Source organism: Opitutia bacterium (assembly GCA_016217545.1).
Taxonomy (GTDB): domain Bacteria; phylum Verrucomicrobiota; class Verrucomicrobiia; order Opitutales; family Opitutaceae; genus Didemnitutus.
This window is the reverse complement of sequence record JACRHT010000016.1, coordinates 452288-468257: the sequence shown is the minus strand read 5'-3', so window position 1 is coordinate 468257 and position 15970 is coordinate 452288. Positions and strand designations below refer to the sequence as shown.

Here is a 15970-nt window from a genome sequence, read left to right as displayed (position 1 = left end):
ATTACAGGAGATGCTGAGCGGAGCTGGGCCATGCGAATTACGGTCACTTCCCGCGCGTTGTCTCTGCCGCCTGGATCGGCTCTTGCGGCTTCGGACGATACGCGCGGAGCCAGCTGAACACACAAATGAGCCCATTGATGATGCCGAAAATAAGGACTCCCCAAATCTTCTCTGCTTGTCCGCGAAGGAGCGAAGCAACGGCGACGCCAAGCAAAACAAATGACAATGCACCTGAAGCCAGCGTGAGCAGCACGCTCGAATCACGAGACCGATTCTTTTCTTCTTCGCTCATCTCTTCCGCCGATCAGTATATTCAACGTAACTGAGTTGATGATAACAACAGTGTGGCCCGTTGGGGGATGGAAGCGCTAACCCGATGAAGATCAACGTTCGAATTTGTCGAGTAGAGCTTTGGGCGCGTTGATTCTGGCCGGCGTAAGGCTCAACTTGCGGGCGCATAGGGCCGGTGCGCAACAGATGGACACCACGCCCTTGTCTTTTCCGAATTGGAAGGAGGTTTTGGCGACGGCAGGCCTAGGCTCTGCCGTCGAGGAGTCGTATCGGCAGGAGGTCATCGCCCTGCTCAAGTTCTGCAAAACGCGACACGTGCCGGTAACGGTGAGGCTGGCCAAGCAGTATGTGGAGGCGCACGAGAATTCGCGCCGCGGGCCCGTGCGCGCGGCGTTGCGATGGTTCGTGCAGGCGGCGCGAGGGAAGGCGCCGAATGCCGGAGCGAATGCCGCGAGCGGACGGTCCGGGGCCGAAGCAGCCGAGGAGGATGGAGGCAGCGAGGGCGTGCGGGCTGATCGCGGCGAGAGGCGGTGGCGTCCGATGGAGCCGAAGCCGGCGGGACAAGATTTGGGTGGGCCGGATTGGGAGCGGGCGTTGGTGAAGACGATGCGTCTGCGCGGACTGCTCTGGCGCACGGAATACAGTTACCGCGCGTGGGCCCGCCGATTTGCGGCGTATCTGGCGCCGCGTTCGCCCCATGCGGCGAGCGGGGCCGAGGTGCAGGCGTTTCTGACTGAACTGGCGGTGCAGGGGCGGGCGAGCGCTTCGGGGCAGCGGCAGGCGTTGTGCGCTTCGGTTTTGTGCCCATGCGGCCGGGGCTCGGCGTGCGGAGTCCGCTGGATCGAAAGACGGAGGACTGAGGGCGGAGGGCTCGTGGGGGGGCTCGTTCCTCCGCAATGCAGCTACGCTTCAATTTAAATCGCGGTAGAGCCGGTTTACGTCGCCGGTGGCTGCTCGCAGTCGAGGGTAGGGCGCGGATTCCGCTCCGCGTCGCGGCGGTGAACGGACTCGCCGCCCTACCAAAACGGAGGCCCGTCAACTCGAGTTGCGCTAGTTGCCGGCGATCTTCTCCTCGGTGTGGGTCGGGCTGGCGGGGAAGGGGAGCGATTCGGGCGCGGGCGGGTGGCGCGGATCGAAGCCGGCGAAGTCCGGCGCGAGGTGGGCGGCGAGCGCGGGCGCGGCGCGCTTGATGGCGTCGGCGATGCAGGCGGCGAGGAGGTAGGCGCCGTAGGAGTTGTGGTGCGTGGCGTCCTTGCCGCTGTCGTTGAAGGCGAGCGGGGCGCGTTGCGGGCCGAGGGCTTCGTAGAAAGCGGCGCTGGCGGCGCGCAGGTCGAGGCAGGGAATTTTCTCCTCGGCGGCGACTTGCTGGACGACGGCCGGATAGTCGCCATGCGTGCTGCGGATCTTGCCGTCGGGGCCGAAGGTGCGGCGCTCAGGCGAGGTCACGAGGATCGGCTGCACGTCGCGGAGTTTCGCTTCGGCGATGAAGGCTTTGAGGTAGGCGCGGAAGGTGGTGCGTGCCTCGGCGTAGGTCTGCGGCCAGTTGGCTTTCTGATCGTTGTGGCCGAACTGAATCAGCATCCAGTCGCCGCGGCGCGTGAGGCTGAGGACCTTGGCGAGGCGGCTTTCGGCGAGGAAGGATTTCATCGTCTCGCCCGACTCGGCGTGGTTGGCGACGGCTATGTTGGCGCGGAAGAAGCACGGCAGCATCTGACCCCAGCTCGCGGCGGGATCGGAGCGCTGGTCGGTGACAGTGGAGTCGCCGAGGAGGAAAACGGTCGGCACGTCGACCGGCTCGATGCGGATCGAGCGCACGCGTGGCGCGGGGCCGTTGAACTCGAGCGTGAGCTTGTCGTCCCAGGTGAACGAGCCTTGCTCGCGCGGCTTGAGCGCGACGGCGCTGGCGCCGGGCGCGTTGGCGGGCGGAGGCGGGAGCGCGGCGTGGCGGACGTTCGCGATGAACGAGCGCGTGGCGAACTCGCCGGCGGCGGTCGCGACGGTGGCGAGCATGAGGCGGCGCGACTCGGCGCGCACGAGCGTGGCAGCGGGCGCGGCGGCGTCGCCGAGGACGACGGTGACGCGGTAATTTCCCTCGGGCGCAGCGACGGAGAAATAGAACGGCGCGTTGTCTTGCGGGCGCGTGCCGAGGTCGAAGCCGGCGCCGTTGGCGGGAGTGTAGGCGCCGAGAGCGGCGGGTTGGGTGAGGTCGAACTCGCGGGGCGCGGACGGCGCGGCGCGGACGGTGCTCGCGAGGGGGAACGCGGAGAGGAGCGGGAAGAGCGCGAGGAGACAGGCGGACGCCGAGAAAGAGGAACAGATGGATCGCCACGGCGCGCTGCGCGCGCCTCGCGATGACAAACTGAAGAGGAGGAGCGCGTGGAGCGGGAAGAACGCGCGGACGAGATTGTGTCGAGGTAGGGGCGGACCGCTGGGCCGCCCGCGAGCGTCCTTGCGGCGCGCCCAGCGGTCGCGTCCTACCTTGGAAGTGTGGTGCGGCGAGTTCACACGAGTTCGCTGAGCTTTTGCGCGGATGGGGCGAGCGGGACGAGGTCGGTGATGACGACGGGCGCGCCGGTCTTGATCGAGCGGTTGGCGGCGATGCCGACGAGGATGGAGGCGGCGCCTTGCTCGTGGCCGGCGGAGCGCTGCCACGGATCGGCGGGCGGCGCGGGCGAGAAGAGTTGCTCGGTCATCACTTCGTCGGCGCCGCCGTGCGGCCCTGTGGCGGGCGGCATCGGGACGATGTAGCTCGGCTGGAAATGCGGGAAGACGCGGATCCACTCGCCCTCGGCTTCGGCGCTGCCGTGTTGCTCGAGCTTGAACTCGGAGCTGACGACGGCGCGGTTCATGTGCGAGCCGATGAACTCGTGATACTCAAGGCGGCCGCGGTCGCCGTTGAAGGTGACGCGCATGCCTTCGCGCGGGCTGTAGGCGACGAGCGAGTAGTTGAGGACCTGGCCGGTGCGGTAGCGCACGAGCGCGGACATCTGGTCGTAGATGTCGATGCCGTTGCGGAAGACGTTTTGATCGCGCAGGTAGCCGGTGTCTTTTTCGGCGTCGAGATAGAGGCGGCGGAAGCTCTCGCTCTCGGCGAGGTCGAGCTTGAAGGGGTCATCTCCGGTCGCGGCGCCGGTGTAGCGCGGGTAGCTGGTCCAGCGCTGGTCGCCGCGCGCGAGGGCGTTTTGCTTGCCGTAGTAGACGAGCGAGCCATGCGCGAAGACCTGCGCGGGGATGGCGTCGAGCCACCAGTTCACGAGGTCGAAGTGATGCGTGGACTTGTGGACGAGCAGGCCGCCGGACTGCGCCATGTGCGAGTGCCAGCGGCGGAAGTAGTCGGCGCCGTGCGAGGTATCGAGGAGATACTCGAGGTTGACCGATTGCACGCGGCCAATGGTGCCGCCGGCGAGAAGTTCGCGGACTTTGGTGCGGAACGGCCCCCAGCGGTAGTTGAAGGCGACGCGCACGCGGCGGCCGCTCTCGCGCTGCGCGGCGAGGATGGCGGCGCATTTCTCGGCGTCGATCGTTAGCGGCTTCTCCGTGATGACGTCGCAGCCGGCGCGGAGCGCGCGCACGATGTAGTCGTGGTGCGTGGCGTCGACCGAGCAGACGATCACGATCTGCGGGCGCGTGGTGCGCAGCATCTCGTCGAACTGCGCCGGGGTGAACGTCGGCACGGGCGTGGCGGACCAGCGCGAGCCGATGAGCTCGTTGTAGTAGGCCATGCGCGTGGGGCTGGGGTCGAGGAAAGCGACCAGCTCGTTGTTTGCGCGATAGCGGGCGAAAACGGGTTCGACGAACGAAAGGGCGCGACCGCCGGTGCCGACGAGCGCGATGCGTTGGGTGGCCATGGAAAGGGAGATTCGCCGAATGCGGCGCGGGCCGCAAGGCAGAGCAAGGTTGGCGGCGGTGGCTGCGAAATGGAGGCGCGGGCGCGACTGACAGTTTGACGACACGCGCGACGGCCCGCGGGGACGCGGGCCCTCCGCACGAGGCCGCGCACCGGACGCGTTTGTCCGAGGACCGTTCTGACACGTCGCGACGGGTGCCACGGCGTGAAGCGGGGATCGCGTGCGCGAGCGGACAAGCGGCCCGCGGGGACGCGGGCCCTCCACGTGACGCACGGCGATGGCTCGCGGGCCCTCCCGGTGGCAGATTGAGTTCGCGCGGGAAAACGACCGCGGACACGCTTGCGGAGTGAATCCTCGCGCTTGGGCCAAGGTCGGACTGTCAGGAATCTGCGGCGTGGTCGCTGCGGGGGCGGGCCGTAGTTTGACGGCGCGCTGTTGCCCCTGAACCCGTGCGAACGCCTGTGAGTGCGGTTCCGTCGCTCCCTCGCCACACCCCAAAACTCTGATGATCTTCGGCAGCCTGCACTGGTTGGACATCGCGGTGGTCGCCGCCTATTTCGCGGCGGTCATCATGATCGGGCAGCGAGCGTCGAAAGCGACGAAGAGCGAGGAGGGCTTCTTCCTCGCGGGCCGGAAGCTGGGCAAACTCTACCAGTTCTTCCTCTCGTTCGGCAACGCGACCGAGCCGCAGGGCGCGGTGAGCACGGCGAGCCTCGTCTACCAGCGCGGCGTGGCGGGCGTGTGGTTCTCTTTCCAGACCGTGTTCATGAATCCGTATTTTTGGTTCATGAACGTGTGGTTCCGGCGCGTGCGGCTGATGACGTCCGCCGACTTGTTCGAGGATCGCTTCGCGAGCCGCGGGCTCAGCCGCCTCTATACGCTGAGCCAGGTGGCGGTGGCGTGCGTGTTTCTCGGTTTCGCGAATTTCGTCGCCTACAAGATCGCATCGTCACTCGTGGTGAAGACCGAGGTGCAGATGACGGTCGCCGAGCAGGTGTCGGTGCAACGCTACGAGCAATACAAGAAGCTCGAGCGCGCGGCGACGGCGGGTCCGCTCGCGGCGGCGCAGCAGGCGGAGCTGACCGATCTGCGCGACCAATACGCGCGCGGCGAGCTGCGCAACTACATCACGTTGCTCAACCCGGTGCCATTCTACCTCGCGTTCACGGCGATCGTGGGCGCCTACATCGTGCTCGGCGGCATGTCGGCGGCGGCGGTGAACGAGGGACTGCAGAGCGTGCTGATCATCGTCTTTTCCGTGATCCTCATCCCGACGGGCATCGCGGCGATCGGAGGATGGAAGGAATTCGCGCAGCGCGTGCCGCAGCAGATGACGGACCTGTTCGCCGGGCCGGGCATTTCGCTGTGGTTCATCGCGGCGGTGCTGCTCGTCAGCATCGTGCAAATCCACGCCCTGAGCCACAACATGACGATCTTCGGTTCCGCGAAGAACGAGTTCGCGGCGCGCTTCGGTGTGACCGGCAATTACCTGAAGCGGTTCATGATCATCCTGTGGGCGTTCACGGGGTTGATCGCGATCGCGATGTTCGGCGTCGGCGGGTTGTCCGATCCGGACATGACGTGGGGCACGATGTCGAAGCAGCTGCTCGGGCCGGGCCTCGTCGGCCTGATGCTCGCGGGCGTGTTGGCCGGCACGATGTCGACGCTGGCGGCCAAGGCGCTGGCGATCTCGTCGCTCGCGGTGCGGAATTTCTACCGGCACTTCCGGCCGGATGCGACGTCGGAGCAGGCGCTGGTGGCGGCGCGGCTGACGGTGGTGGCGGTGCTGGCGATGGGCGTCGTCTCGGCGATCCTGATGGACAACCTGCAGGCGATCGTCGTGCTGGTGCTGACGGTGAACGTGCCGTTCGGCGCGGCGGTGTTCATGATCTTTTTCTGGCGGAGGCTCACGGCGCAGGCGGTGTGGGTTTCCGTGATCGTCAGCGTGCTGGCGATCCTCGTGGTTCCGCTGGTGAGCGACTTCGTTCCCGCGATTCGCCAGGCGCCGTCGCTTGCGATCACCGGGACGGGCACCGACGGGCGGCCGACGCCGGTCTATTGGCGGCAGCTGGTGCGCACCGATCCGACCCGCGAGGACAGCGCGCTGGAGGGCAAGGGGCGCTTCAACTTCGAGTGCTGGCTGCTCGACCGCGTGGGCGTGAACACCGCGCGGCTGACTCCGAACGGGCGCGAGACGGCGCAGTTCTTCGTCGACGGCATGTTCCCGTTCCTGCTGCTGATCCTCGTCAGCTATTTCACGCCGCGCACCGAGAAGGCGCGCACGGATTTCTTCTACGGCAAGATGAAGACGCCGGTGGCGGAGACGCCGGAGCTCGACGCGGAGGAGGTCGAGAAGACGCGCCGCGCGCCAACGCGTTTCGATCACACCAAGCTCTTCCCGCGCACGGATTGGGAGTTCGCGCGCTGGACGCGGGAGGACGCGGTGGGCTTCGCGGTCTGCTGCGCGGTCTCCGGCGGCATCATCGCGCTTTTCGTGCTGGTTCTGAAACTCGCTTCTGGACGATGAAGGCACCTGTTCGCTCTCGCGCCGCGATTATCGGCATCTCCGGTTACGGCCGGATTCATCTGGGGCTCGCCCGCGAAGCGGCGGATCGGCTGGCGCTCGCCGCCGCGGTGGTGATCAATCCGCAGGAGGAAGCCGCCAACGTGCGCGCGCTCGAGGCGGATGGGTGTCGCATTTACGGCAACTACGAGGAGATGCTGCGCGCCGAGGCGGGGCGGATCGATCTGTGCCTGATTCCGACCGGCATCGCGTGGCACACCCGGATGACCGTCGCGGCGTTGCGGGCGGGCATGAACGTGCTGGTGGAAAAGCCGCTGGCGGCGTCGGTGGCCGAGGTGCACGAGGTGCAGGCGGCAGCGGCGGCGGCGCAGCGGTTCGTGGCGGTGGGTTTTCAGGACATCTACGCGCCCGAGGCGCAGCGGGTGAAGCACAAGCTCCTCGACGGTGCGATCGGCCCCATTCGTTCGGTGCGCCTGCTCGGCCTGTGGCCGCGTCCGGCGAGCTATTTCTCGCGCAACAGCTGGGCCGGGCGCCTGCGCGCCGACGGAGCGCTCGTGCTGGATTCGCCGCTGAACAACGCCTTCGCGCACTTCGTGAACCTCGGGCTGTTCTTTGCGGGGCGGGAGTTCGCGGTGTCGGCGCAGACGCGGAATGTCGACGCGGTGCTGTGGCGGACGAACTCGATCGAGAGTTTCGACACGGGCGTGGTCCGCGCGGAGACGACGGACGGCGTGGCGCTGTGGTTCGGTGTCACGCATGCCTCGCCGGTGGTGCGCGAGCCGGAGATCGTCATCGAGGGCGAGAACGGCCAGATCGTCTGGCGGCATGAGCGCGAGTGCGTGATCGTGACGCAGGCGGGTGCGACGGAGTGCATCCCGCTGCCGGAAACCAGCGTGACGCGCACGGAGATGATGCGCGCGGTGTTGCGGCGGTTGGAAGACGCCCAGGCGTTCGTGTGCACCCCGGAGATTGCGCTGCGCCAGACGGAACTGGTGGAGCGCGTGCACGCGGTGGCCGAGATCACACCGGCACCCGGCGGGGTGGAGAGCCGACCGCGGCAGGGCGGAGGCGAACCGATGTTCTGTTCGCCGGGGTTGGAGGAGATTTTGCAGCGTGCGTTCCACGATCGGTCGTTGCCGGCGGCGGTGCGCGCGTGATTTTTCAGCCATGATCCGAAAAGCCTTCGTGATGTCCGTGAACGCCGGCCAGGAGGCCGAATACGCCCGCCGGCACCAGCCGATCTGGCCCGAACTCGAGGCGGTCCTGAAACGCCATGGCGTCCACAACTACACGATCTTCCTCGATGCGGGCACGCGCCAGCTGTTCGGCTACGTGGAAATCGAGGACGAAGCGCGCTGGGCCGCCATCGCGCAAACGCCGGAATGCGGCAAATGGTGGGCGCACATGCGCGAGATCATGCCCAGCAACCCGGACAACAGCCCGATCTCGCGGGAGCTGCGCGAGGTGTTCCACCTCGACTGAGGAGGGCGGGGGAGCGCGCGGGAGCGAGCCGGCGGCGTGGGAACCGCGAAAACCTCCCCAAATGCGTCAGGCGGAAGAAATTTTGAACGAAACAGCGAGCGCCGCATCGAACAGGCATGTCATTTGACCTAACCGTGTGGATTTTTCTCGGGTCCGCCGCTGTGCTGGCGTGGCTCGTGATCGGGGATTGCAGTAAACACGGGGAGTGAACCCTTGGCGGGGGGCGCAACCGATGCAGCGTGAAGCGCATTCCCTGCGTTTCGCACGCGGGCGTATTACGCTACGTTGAAGCCAGGCTGCGCTGCACGCTGGGATGGCAGGGGATGATAGCCCCTCGGGTTCGATCCCCGACGCGGCCTTCACTTTTTTGGTGAGGGAGGAGGCGACTCGAGCGCCTCAGGCCGGGTTGGGTGGACCGGCCGGCGGACTTACTTCTTGCCGCAGTTCTCGGCTTTGCAGGAGCCCTGCTGGGAACAGTTTCCGCTCTCTTTCGTGCACGCCTTCTTTTCCCCGGTCGGGCAAGTGCGCGGGCATGGGGCCTTGGCGGCCTCCGGGGCCTTCGTCTCGGCGTGGGCGGCCACCGCGTATTGGACGGTCAGCAGCGGAACGGCGGCCATCAGCGCAAAACTGAAGGCGGCGACGAGGGACTTGGCGAGGAGCGTGGGCTTGGTGTTCATGGCGGGAAACGCCCGCAGGATAGCCCAAAGGGACGCCGGGCGATGCGCGGCCTTTGTCGGAGGCTTGCCGCCCTTTGTCGGTGACCCCCGCGTCGCGGCGACCACTGGTTGTGCCTTCGCTGGCGGGGCGGCGGAACTTCAGCGAGTCGCGGTCGCGTCCCCGCCGAAAATCCGGTGCAGGTAAGCGACGTTGGCGGTGAAGTTGTAGCGCACGTCGGTGGGGCGCTCCGCGTCGCGCGAGCGCTCCACGACGAGCCAGCCGCGCCAACCCATCTCGTCGAGCGTGCGGCGGATGGCCGGCAAGTCGACCTGCGGGTCCTTTTCCAACCAATGCCCGTCGGTGTTGGACGCGTGGATCTGGACGATGCGGTCGCGGCCGAGCGCGCGGAGCTCCGCATGGACGTCGCGGCCGCTCTGGAGCGCGTTGGAGAAGTTGAAGTAGCTCTTGATCGCGGGACTCGCGATCTGGTCGAGCAGCGCGGCTTCGGCCGGCGCGTCGAGCGAGGTTTCAACACCGATGACCACGCCGGCGGCCTCGGCTCGGCGGCCGGCATCGCGGAGGCGTGCGACCACGGCGGGGCGCAATTCGGGGCGTTTGGCGAGGTCGCTCTGCACGCCGAGAGGAAGGAATAGCACGCGGACCTTCAGTGCCACCGCGGTGTCGATCGCGTCCTGCACCATGCGCTCGACGCCGTCGCGCTCGGCGAAGGATTGCGCGTAGAAGCCCGACATCGCGACGGAGCTGATGCGCAGCCCGTATTTTTTCGCCTCGGCGAGAAATTGCGCGCGCACCGCCGGATCACCGAGCTTGCTGTCGAACGTCGCGCGGTTGCCGAGCCCGCCCATGTCCACTTCGACGCCGTCCGCGCCGACTTCGCGGGCGAGCTTGAAGGCGCCCAGCTTCTGGCGCTTGAGAATCATCCAATCGCAGACGGCCACTGGGTAGCGCGCGTCAGTCGGCGGAGCGGACGCTTCGGCGGAAAAGCCACTGATGCACACTAATGAGGCACTAATGCAGAGCAGGATTAGTGAGGTCTTAGTGAGCATGAGTGGTTTCATCTTGGGAGTCAGTTCGCGCGCAGCGCCTCGACCGTAAGCGGTCCGGTGATGGGCGAGACGATGACGCTGAAGTCGCCGGCGTTCATGCCGACGCCGTCGATGCGCACCTCGCGCGGCTCGCTCGCCGGCGGCAGGCGCAGCAGGCGGTGATCGATGAGTGAGCCGTCGGCGGCGAGAATGCGGAACTCCACGTCGCGGCTCTCGCCCGCGTTCGTGTAGCGCAGCGCGAAATCGTGCGCGCCGCCGAGGCCGAGGCGCACGGTCCAGACGAGTTCGTTGCCTTTGCGCGTGGCGGCGGAGGCAGGGAGCATTTGCGCGGCTGCGGATGCATCGGCGACCGAAAGCGTGGCCGATTTTTGCGGCGGCGCGACCGAGCGTTGCTGGGGTTGAGCCAGTCGCGCGTGCGGATCGCGTGTGGCGATGGCGATGGCGGAGATGACCGCCTGGTAGGAGGCGACGCGCGGGAACGCGATCACGAGGCGCCCGTCGCGCACGGTGGCGTCGACGACTTTCTTCACTGCGTGCGCATAGCCGGCCTCGGCCCAGAGATCGACATCGCGCAGCGCCGTGACGCCGTTCACGGCGACGTCGAAGAGTCGCCAGCCGCGCGCGCCGCCGCCGCCCGCGCTATCGCATTGGGCGCCGCCGCGGCCATACCACGGTTCCACGAAGTAGAGTTCGACGCGGTAGTCGCCCGGCGGGACGGCGAACTCATAGCGGAGCTTCTCGCGTCCGTAGCGATACGTCTGGAAAAGCGTTTCGTCGCGCGTGCCCCGCACAGGCTCGAAAAACTGACGCTGGCTTCCGAAGCGCGGCGGCAGGGCGGGATAGTCGGCCGCCCACGAGCGTGCGCCCCACGAATCGCCCGGCGCGAGATCGCGATCGGCGAACCAGGTTTGGCCGTGCGAGTCGACGAGGTCCGGGCCGCCGCAGTTCACGCGATAGAGGTAGTTCCAGTCGGTCGCGCCGCGCGTCGAGACGGTCTCTTCTCCGACCAGTGCCTGGCGCTCCGCGGCGGGCGCGGCGGGCAGGTTGCGCAGGTAGATCGCGTCGCGCGCGAGCGTTTTGCCGCCGATGCGGCCCTCGGCGTAGAGGAGGTCGGTCGCGATTTCGACGTCGTCCCAACGGAAGGGCACGCCCGGTCCGCCTTGGTGGCGGATGCCGAGGGAGCGCGTGCCGGCGCCGTTGAAGAGCTCAACCTCGTCGCAATTCGAGTAAACCTCGAGGCCGCGCTTCACACCCGGCGCGTCCCAGCGGTCGGGCCAGGTGTGCGAGACGATGTAGACCATCGGATCGGTCTTCGGCGCGTAGCTGGCGCGGTAGAGGAAGAACGCGTCGGTGGGCTCGCCCCAAAGCGTGAGCAGGCCCTTGTTGTTGGCGGGGCCAAGGCGGTCGAGTTCGGGCCAGCCGTCGCTGCCTTGCTGGCCTTTCGAGCCGATCTCGCGGCCCGGATTCTCGTGCGTGACGAAGAGCCAGTGGAAGTGTCCGGGCACCTCGGCGCGCACGGATTCGGCGAGGCGAATCTTCGTGGCGAGCAGGGCATCCGCGCGCGATTCACTGCGCGGGCCGTCGGCAATGAAGCCGCCTTCGGAGTGCAGGCCGAGACTGCGCCACGCGCCGTATTCGCCGACGAGGCGCTGGCGTTTCAGGTCCTCCGCGTATTCCTCCGGCTTGCCGCCGTAGGTGCCGGACCAGTTTTGCGGCACGTTCCAGTCGGTGCCTTTGCCGGCGTTGCAGGTGGTGACGAGGCGTTGCGAAGAGGTTGTCGGGTCGAGTTCGCGGATGAGCGCGACGCACTCGGCGGCGAAGTCGGCGGGCAGCTTGCTCTCGTTGGCGAGGCCCCAGAGGACGAGCGACGGGCTGTTGCGGCGCTCGCGCACCCACTCGCGCAGCAGCTGATTGAAATTCGCGCGGAACTCCGGCGTGTCGAACCACACCTGCGCGGCGAACTGCGGCCACCACAATACGCCGTCGCGATCCCAGTAGGTTTGGTAGCGGAGATTGTGCGGCTGGTGCGCGTCGCGGAAGGCGTTGAAGCCGGCGGCGCGGATCTGCGCGACGCGCGCGGCGATCTGTTCCGCGCTGAAAGCGTGGCTCGCGCCGAGGTTGTGCTCGTATTCGCAGGTGCCGTTGAGGAAGACGGGTTTTCCGTTCAGCAAAAACGGCGCGGGCAGCGGCGCGTCCGGCGCGGGCCAGTGGATCGTGCGGATGCCGAAGGGGGTTCGGACGCGATCGAAGATGCGATTCCCGCTGTCGCGCACGGTGGTTTCGAGCGTGTAGAGGTAAGGCTGCTCCGCGGACCACAAGGTCACGTAACCGAGCGGCAGCGAATTCCGGAGCGTCGTCGATTGTCCGGGGAAGCGCACGGGAGCTTGGTGGGTCACGAGGATCTTGCCCTGCGCGTCGAGAACCCGGTTTTCGACGACGAGGGAGCGCGGGCCGTGGATGCCGTCCAGGTCGATCGTGTAGTGCAGCGTCGCCGCGCGGGCGGTCGCCTCCGTGTCGTTCCAGACATGCACGCCAAAGGGGGCGACGCGCACTTCGTCCGTCGTATAGAGGGTGACAGGGCGGAAAATTCCCATCGGCTGACTGCCCTCCGAAAAGCCGGGTGCGCTCGAGCAGCCGCCGCACACCCACGGCAGATCGGTGATGCCCGCCGGGTGATCGGCGCGGACGGCCAGAACGTTGGGCGCGTCGAAATGGACGAGGTCCGTGACTTCGAGCGTGAAGGTCGTTCGTCCGCCGACGTGCTTCCCGGCGAGTTGGCCGTTCACCCAGACGGTCGCGTAGGAGCCTACGCCTTCGAAGAACAGGAAGACGCGGCGGCCGGCGAAGTCGGGCACTTCGAACGTGCGGCGATACCACGCGTAGCCGTGGAGATTGCCGTGCACGAGGCGGCGCAGGCCGGCGTAGTCGTCCCAGTTGTGCGGCACGGCGACGGTTTGCCACGCGGAGTCGTCGAACGCCGGTTGCTCGAAGCCATCGAAGCGAGCGCGATTCGTCTCGTCCATCGCGGTGCGCCAGCCGCCGGCGAGCGGCCATTCGCGGCGCGGGCCGGCGGGAAGTTCGGTCGTGGCGTGAGCGACGAGAAGTGCGCAGAGGAAGAACGCGAAGGCGCACAGGCGGCGGTAGGGCGAGTCGTCCCCGACGAGCCGCGGCGATTCGCGGGCGTGATCCGCGGTATCGGTTGCGAGCGGCTCACCGGGACGGTTCGCCCTACCTGCTGGCGGACGGAGACTCACGGTTGATCGAGCAAGCGGATCACGAGCGAGCCCTTCACGGGGCCCGTGATGTTCTGCGGCTGGCCTTGCGGGCCGAGGTTCGAGGGCAGCGAGCCCTTCGTGCCGATGGCGGGGATGACTTGGTAGACGCCGAGGCCGAGGCGCGGGAGCGTGAGCACGGGGTTGTTCTTGCCGTCGCGCGGCGAGTAGACGCCGACGTAGGGCGAGCCGCCGTCGTTGAGCAGCGCGAAACGGCCTTCGGTCGTCGTCAGCGCCATCCATTGCCAGCGCGCGAACCAGCCCTTAAACTCGGGGAGCTGCCACGTCTGGCCGGGGACGTTGTCGTTGTATTCGGTGTCCCAACGCCAGAGCGAGCCGCCCTTGAGGCGGTTGGCCCACACGCGATACGGGCCATCGCCGAACCACTCCTTGGATTTCACCTTCTCTTCGGGGTAATCGAAATCGACGCCGAGAATGTCGACCGCGCCCGGGCCATCGAACTCGTAGTCGAGGCGCACATCGCCGCTCGGCGCGATCGTCCAGCAGGCCGTGCGCACGCCGCCGTCGGAGACCGCGGTCACGACGGCGGAAGTGCCGTCCATCTTCGCCTGCAGGCTGACAAGCTTGCCGGTGGCGGGCGCGACGGGTTGGAACGTGCGTTCTTGCCGCCGAAACGCGACGAGCCGCGGGCCGTTGCCGAGCGAGAGCGGGTGGCCGTCGCGTTCGAGCGCGGTGAGCCGGCCGGTTAACGCCGAAAAGCGGACGGTATTGCGGCCGGTGGTGGCGACGATCTCGGAGCTGTTTTGCGTGAGCGTCACGGCGCTCTGCGTTTCCTGGGCCACGCCGATCGCGGCAGCCCCGGATTTCCAGCGCCAGGACCACGTCCAGAGTTCGCGCTGCCGCGCATCGAGCGCGGTGAGGAAGAGCACGTCGGCGTCGCGCCAGTCGGCGGGGAGCGCGAGCTTGAGTTCACCGTCGGCGCGCGCGGCGACGTCCGGACCGGCGAAACGACCGAGCGCGAGCAGCGTGCGGTGGAACAGCGGCGCGCCCGGCGGCGCGAATTTCATCAAGCGCCACTCGAACGTGACGGCGGAGAGATTGAGAAAGTCGTAGCGGTTGCGGACGGGCAGCGCGCCGGAGAAATCCGCGGGCAGCTCGCGCACCGGAATCTGCACCGGCGACCAGATTTCGCGCACGGTGTAGAAGCTGCCTTCCTTCTCGTGGTGCGGGCCGACGATGCCGTCGGGAGCGAGGTCGCGCTTCGCGTCGAGGCGACCGTTTTCGTCCGTGCGGGCGACGGCCTCGTCCATCCACGACCAGAGGAAACCGCCGGCGGCGTGCGGCTTCTCGCTCATCAGCGGCCAGAAGTCGTCGAGCCCGGCGCCGTGGCCACCGTCGAAGAGGCCATGGAGAAATTCGGTCGGCAGGAAGATGTCGGGGCCACCGGTGAACGTCGCGGTCTCGTCGTATTCGCGGTAGTGGCGGGTGTTGACGCCGCGGAACGAGAATGGCGGCGACAAGGGGCCGGGGTGGAGGACGGGCCGCTGCTGCGGATCGTGCTTCGCGAACTCGTCGTCGACCTCCGTGTTCCAGCCGCCTTCGTTGCCGTTGTCCCAAAAGAGAATGCTCGGGTGATTCACGTCGCGCGCGACCATCTGCGCGATCAGACGGCGTCCCGTCTCCGTGTCGTAGCTGCCCTGCCAGCCGCCGAGTTCGTCGAGCACGTAGAGCCCGGCCTCGTCGCAGAGGTCGAGGAACTCCGCGTCGGGCGGGTAATGCGACATGCGCACGGCGTTCAGGTTGGCCTCCTTCATGAGGCGGACGTCTTCGCGGTGACGCTCGGGCGAGAGCGTGCGGCCCGTCTCAGGCCAGAAGCTGTGGCGATTCACGCCCTTAAGGACGATCTTGCGGCCATTCAGATAAAAGCCATCGCCCGGGCGCAGCTCGAACGTGCGGAAGCCGAAGCGCTGCGTGAGCGTGTGGCCCGACGGGACGAACGTGCCGGCGTTCAGCGTGACGTCGACGAGATAGAGGTTGGGCGTCTCGGCGGTCCAAGTCGCGGGCGCGGGGATTTGCCCGCGCAACGTGACCTGATGCTCGCCGCTCGCCACCGCGGCGGAGAGCGGCGCACCGACGGGCTCGCCGGCGAGGGATTTGATCTGCGCGACGACCTGGTTGCCGGCGGGGAGATTGCCGCCGAGGAAAACATCCGCGCGGAACGCTCCGTCGGCGCGCGCGTCGATCGCCACGCGCTCGATGAATTGCTGCGGCAGCGCCTCGAGGCGCACGGGGCGGAAGATGCCGCCGAAGTTCCAGTAATCGCCCATGCGCTCGGCGATGTTGATCGAAGCGTTGGCGGAATGTTTGCTGACGGCGACTTCGAGGAGATTGGGCGCGTCGAAGCGAAGTTTGTCCGTGATGTCGTAACGGAATTGGTAGAAGCCGCCTTGGTGGACCGGGCCGACGAGCTGGCCGTTGAGCTTCACCTCGGTGTCGGTGAGGACGCCGTCGAAAACGAGACGCACCACGCGGCCGCGCCACTCGGCGGGGACGGTGAACTCGCGTCGATAGAGGCCCTGCTCGTCGGGCACGCGCTGCTGGGTGGTGAGGCGCTTGCTCGGCTTGAGTTCGACGCCGTAGTCGTAGGTGCCGAAGCCCTGTTGTTCCCAGCACGACGGCACGGCGATTTTCGTCCAGAAGCCGCTGTTGCGCCCGCCGGTGCAGAAGAAGTCCCACGCGACGGCGTCGTGGCTGCCGGTGCCGGAGAGGTAGAGTGTTTCGGTCTTTAGCGTGGCGCCGTCGATTTCGACTTGGGAAACGGCGAGCGCGAGCAGCGAGGCGGCGAGAAGACGGAGGACGAGGCGCATG

General features: G+C 67.4%; 11 protein-coding genes. 4 read left to right on the top strand and 7 right to left on the bottom strand.

Going from position 1 to position 15970, the window contains the following annotated elements; translation table 11 throughout:
- Positions 1 to 43: 43 nt before the first annotated feature.
- A complete protein-coding gene (locus tag HZA32_14455; protein MBI5425277.1) occupies positions 44 to 292 on the bottom strand; it encodes a hypothetical protein in 249 nt (82 codons plus the stop codon).
- A 185-nt stretch (positions 293 to 477) separates the two neighbouring features.
- On the opposite strand from HZA32_14455, the gene HZA32_14450 reads away from it, so the two are divergent.
- Positions 478 to 1209: a phage integrase N-terminal SAM-like domain-containing protein gene (locus tag HZA32_14450; GenBank protein MBI5425276.1), complete on the top strand. Its 732-nt coding sequence runs from the start codon at positions 478 to 480 to the stop codon at positions 1207 to 1209.
- Positions 1210 to 1341: 132 nt separating this feature from the next.
- Here the strand turns inward: HZA32_14450 and HZA32_14445 are convergent, their stop codons facing one another.
- Together HZA32_14445 and HZA32_14440 are read right to left on the bottom strand one after the other, a co-directional pair.
- The gene (locus HZA32_14445; GenBank protein MBI5425275.1) at positions 1342 to 2610 is read right to left on the bottom strand and encodes a rhamnogalacturonan acetylesterase; all 1269 of its coding nucleotides are present in this window, start codon (positions 2608 to 2610) and stop codon (positions 1342 to 1344) included.
- 182 nt (positions 2611 to 2792) lie between these two features.
- Positions 2793 to 4139 (bottom strand): Gfo/Idh/MocA family oxidoreductase, encoded by a 1347-nt coding sequence (locus HZA32_14440; protein ID MBI5425274.1) that lies wholly within the window; start codon positions 4137 to 4139, stop codon positions 2793 to 2795.
- A gap of 505 nt (positions 4140 to 4644) precedes the next feature.
- Between HZA32_14440 and HZA32_14435 the strand changes: the two genes are divergently transcribed.
- From HZA32_14435 to rhaM, 3 genes are read left to right on the top strand one after another with little or no spacing between them, the layout of a single operon-like run.
- The gene (locus HZA32_14435; GenBank protein ID MBI5425273.1) at positions 4645 to 6666 is read left to right on the top strand and encodes a hypothetical protein; all 2022 of its coding nucleotides are present in this window, start codon (positions 4645 to 4647) and stop codon (positions 6664 to 6666) included.
- On the top strand, positions 6549 to 7820 hold the full coding sequence (locus HZA32_14430) for a Gfo/Idh/MocA family oxidoreductase (GenBank protein MBI5425272.1): 1272 nt from the start codon (positions 6549 to 6551) through the stop codon (positions 7818 to 7820). Before HZA32_14435 ends, HZA32_14430 begins: the two co-directional genes overlap by 118 nt.
- A 10-nt stretch (positions 7821 to 7830) precedes the next feature.
- Positions 7831 to 8145, top strand: a complete 315-nt coding sequence (gene rhaM, locus HZA32_14425) for an L-rhamnose mutarotase (protein MBI5425271.1) — start codon at positions 7831 to 7833, stop codon at positions 8143 to 8145.
- A gap of 428 nt (positions 8146 to 8573) precedes the next feature.
- Here rhaM and HZA32_14420 read toward each other — a convergent pair whose 3' ends face one another.
- The 4 genes from HZA32_14420 to HZA32_14405 all read right to left on the bottom strand — a co-directional run bounded on the left by HZA32_14420 (position 8574) and on the right by HZA32_14405 (position 15969).
- Entirely contained in the window at positions 8574 to 8822 is a 249-nt protein-coding gene (locus HZA32_14420) for a hypothetical protein (protein ID MBI5425270.1), read from the bottom strand.
- 138 nt (positions 8823 to 8960) lie between these two features.
- Entirely contained in the window at positions 8961 to 9869 is a 909-nt protein-coding gene (locus HZA32_14415) for a sugar phosphate isomerase/epimerase (protein ID MBI5425269.1), read from the bottom strand.
- Between the two features lie 20 nt (positions 9870 to 9889).
- Positions 9890 to 13123, bottom strand: coding sequence for a DUF4982 domain-containing protein (locus HZA32_14410; GenBank protein ID MBI5425268.1), 3234 nt, complete (start codon positions 13121 to 13123; stop codon positions 9890 to 9892).
- Positions 13120 to 15969, bottom strand: a complete 2850-nt coding sequence (locus HZA32_14405; protein MBI5425267.1) for a glycoside hydrolase family 2 — start codon at positions 15967 to 15969, stop codon at positions 13120 to 13122. The genes HZA32_14410 and HZA32_14405 overlap by 4 nt, the downstream gene beginning before the upstream one ends.
- Position 15970 lies beyond the last annotated feature (1 nt).